Source organism: Actinoplanes sp. NPDC051633, assembly GCF_040681735.1.
Classification (GTDB): Bacteria; Actinomycetota; Actinomycetes; order Mycobacteriales; family Micromonosporaceae; genus Actinoplanes.
Genome location: NZ_JBFAZH010001342.1, coordinates 1 through 1,933, shown reverse-complemented (window position 1 = coordinate 1,933; position 1,933 = coordinate 1). Strand labels below are relative to the sequence as shown.

The 1,933-nt window shown below is 73.3% G+C and carries 2 protein-coding genes and 1 pseudogene; 1 reads left to right on the top strand and 2 read right to left on the bottom strand.

The window, feature by feature from the left end; all coding sequences use genetic code 11:
- Window positions 1-221: hypothetical protein (locus tag AB0M20_RS40770; protein WP_364306582.1), on the bottom strand; the 221-nt coding region annotated here is incomplete at its 3' end.
- Between the two features lie 15 nt (window positions 222-236).
- On the bottom strand, window positions 237-569 hold the full coding sequence (locus AB0M20_RS40765; RefSeq protein ID WP_364306580.1) for a WXG100 family type VII secretion target: 333 nt from the start codon (window positions 567-569) through the stop codon (window positions 237-239).
- A gap of 124 nt (window positions 570-693) precedes the next feature.
- Here AB0M20_RS40765 and AB0M20_RS40760 point away from each other — a divergent pair.
- Window positions 694-1,933: pseudogene (locus tag AB0M20_RS40760) on the top strand (type VII secretion protein EccC); the annotation flags it as partial.

Sequence of the window (1,933 nt, the reverse complement as noted above, 5' to 3'; positions counted from 1 at the left end):
CCGGACTGGATCGCCTGCAGCATCAGCTGCTGCGACTCCGAGACCTGCTTCCACGCAGCGCTCACCTCGGTGAACTGGTCGCCGGCGCCGTCCATCCAGTCGGTCGTCGTGGCGCCCGCCTGGGTCGCCCACGTGTCCATCTCGGCCTGCACGCGGCCGACCGTCGCGTTGACCTGCTGGGCCATCGCGTCCAGAGCGCCGAAGTTGCCCTTGATCAGCATTGGTGTCTCCCTTGCTCAGCCGCGCAGGGCGGAGGTGATGCCCATGGACGAGATCTTGTTCAGCTGGGCGCTGTTGGTCGCGTCCGTCTCCTGGTACGTGTTCGACGAGAACGTCGTGTTCTCGCCGAGCGTGCGCATCGCGACGGTGAGCCGGGCAATGCCTTCCTCCCACGCCTTGTGCGCGTTCTCGAACGCGACCCTCGCGGTGCCCTCCCACTGCCCGCGCATGCTGTCGACGGTGGGCCGCAGGGTCCCCATGTGCCCGTCGATGCTGTCCGAGACGGTGCCGGCCATCTGAGCGGCGCGGTCGAGGGTCTCGGACATTGCGTGAAGCTGGTCTCCAGCCACGGTGTGTCCCCTTCCAGAGGTCTGATGTGGACGACGCTAGGTCCGTTCGCGGCCGGGTTCACCGCCCCGACCGCTTCCTGCCAGCGGCGGCCCCGGGAGCGCGCGCCGACCCACCATGAGACGCATGGCGATGGAAACCGTGCGGCGACCGGCCCGGCGGCCGGCACCGGAGCTGCCCTCGGGCGAGCTGGTGCTGGACGCCCCGCCGGAGATCCCCGCGCCGGCCGAGCGGTCGTGGACGCAGACGCTGACCATGCTGCCGATGGTGGTCATCCTGGGCGCGGTGCTGCTGATGTACTCCGGCTCGGCGGGTCCCACCGCGCGGCTGGTCATCTTCGTGGTGCTCGGCGTCGTGGTGCTCGCCCTGGTGCTGGTGGCGGTGTTGCGCACCGGCGGGCCGAGCGGGGCGACGATGGCGCACGCGCGGCGGCTCTATCTGCGGCGGCTGGCCCAGCACCGGTTCCGGATGCGGCGCGACATCGAGCGGCAGCGGGCCGCGACGGCCTTCCTGCACCCGGAGCCGTCGCAGCTGTGGGCCGTCGCGGCCGGCCCCCGGCTGTGGGAGCGGCGGGCCGGCGACGAGGACTTCGCGGTGGTGCGGGTGGGCACGGGTACGCAGGAGCCGTCGACCGCCCTGGTGCCGCCCAGCACGAAACCGCTCGAGCAGCTGGAGCCGTTGTCCGCCCTGGCGTTGCGGCGGTTCATCCGCACGTACGCGGCGGTGCCGGAGCTGCCACTGGCGTTGCCGCTGACCGGGTTCGCGCGGGTGCACGTCCAGGGTGACCGGGCGCGGGCCGTGGCGCTGGTCCGCGCGATGCTCGGCCAGCTCGCCACCATGCACGCGCCGGACGACGTGCGGATCGCCGTGTGCGCCGCGCCGGACCGGCTCGCCGCGTGGGACTGGGTGAAGTGGCTGCCGCACGCCCATCATCCGGAGCTGACCGACGCGGCTGGGCCGGCGCGCCTGATCGGTTTCCCGTTGCTCGACTCGCTGCTCTCGACGCGGCCACGGTTCGACCCGTCCGGTCCCTCGACGTCGGCGGGACCGCAGATCGTCGTGGTGGTGGACGGCGGAGACGTGCCGGTGGGTGGGCTCGAGGGCGTCGTCGTGATCGATCTCGGGCCGGCGCCGCGCGCGCTGGACCACGGCGCGCTGGTGCTCGACGTCTCCGGCGCCGGCTCGCTGGCCGCCGCGGGAGCGCCGATCGGCGTCGCGGACGCTCTGTCCGCGGCCGAGACCGAGGCGCTCGCCCGGCAGCTCGCGCCCCTGCGGCTCAGCGGAGCGGACGCCGGCGAGCCCGTGCTCTCCGCCGACCTGGGGCTGGCCGACCTGCTGGATCTGGGCGACCCGTACGCGTTCGACC